The following is a 1,299-nucleotide window of genomic DNA, read 5'->3' on the forward strand; positions in this document are numbered from 1 at the left end:
CGTTGCCCATCGAACTATATTAACCTGGGTGAAACTACACGAATATAATGGCTCAGAAGCCTTTGTAAAACAATATACAAATTACACCGCACAGTTTAAACTAGACGTACTTAATTATATGACTGAACATGGTACGTCCTTACACGAAACAGCGGCTATCTTTAATATAGCGACGCATTCGACGATAAGAGTTTGGAAAAAACAATTCGAAACACAAGGATTTGATGGCCTTCAGTCAAAGAAAAAGGGGCGTCCATCCATGAAAAAAGAATTAAACAAACAACCTAAGCAAGCACCGATAGAAGGCTCAACCGAAGCACTTCAAGCACGTATTAAACAGCTAGAAATGGAAAACGAGTATTTAAAAAAGTTGAACGCCTTAGTTCAAAACAAGGAAAAATCACCACGAAAGACAAAGTAAAAATCATTTGTGAATTAAGGCATAAATATTCAGTGAAGGCACTTGTGGCATTAGCGGACATTCCAAGAAGTACATTCTATGACATCGCAAAGAAAATAGATTTACCGGATCCAGATGCCGATCTAAAAAACGAGATCAAAACTATTTTTGTAGAACACGAAGGTCGTTATGGCTACCGTCGTATTCGTGATGAACTAGCAAACCGTGGGCAAAAAGTGAATCATAAGAAGGTTCAACGTATTATGAAAGAGCTGGGCTTAAAGTGTATTGTACGTATGAAAAAATATAAATCATATAAAGGTACAGTCGGTAAAATTGCGCCAAATATTTTAGATCGAAACTTTACATCGGAGGCACCTAATGAGAAATGGGTAACGGATATTACAGCGTTTAAATTATTTGGTGAAAAACTTTATTTATCGCCTATTTTAGATTTATTTAATGGTGAAATCATTACCTATACAATTGGCTTTAGACCAACGTACTCTCTTGTTTCAGAAATGTTAGAGAAGGCCTTAAAACATCTACCTGTGGACCATCAGCTACTGATGCATTCAGATCAAGGGTGGCATTATCAAATGAAGAAATATCGTCAGGCCCTTCAATCAAGAGGTATCGTGCAAAGTATGTCTCGTAAAGGAAACTGTTACGACAACTCGGTGATGGAGAATTTCTTTGGGATTCTGAAATCAGAATTCCTTTACCTAAAGGAATTTAAAAGTGTCGAGCATTTCAAAAAAGAATTAGAAAAATATATTGATTATTACAATACGAAACGGATGAAGGCAAAATTAAAAATGAGTCCGGTTCAATACCGAACTCATTTTACTCAAGCTGCCTAATGAAATAACCGTGTCTAACTTTTAGGGGTCACTTCA

Annotated in this window: 1 protein-coding gene; it reads left to right on the plus strand. The window is 36.3% G+C overall.

The genetic code is table 11. The annotated features are described in order from the left end of the window. Positions 1-1,263 (plus strand): IS3 family transposase gene (locus tag ACQKN4_RS25325; RefSeq protein ID WP_427485216.1). Its coding sequence is split into 2 segments (ribosomal slippage), with 1,264 coding nucleotides annotated over them: positions 1-362 and positions 362-1,263; the frame shifts between segments, so codons are not numbered across the junction. This gene is flagged as partial in the annotation. Between the last annotated feature and the right edge of the window lie 36 nt (positions 1,264-1,299).

The sequence above is a fragment of the Lysinibacillus sp. NPDC093692 genome, assembly GCF_050280125.1.
GTDB lineage: Bacteria > Bacillota > Bacilli > Bacillales_A > Planococcaceae > Lysinibacillus.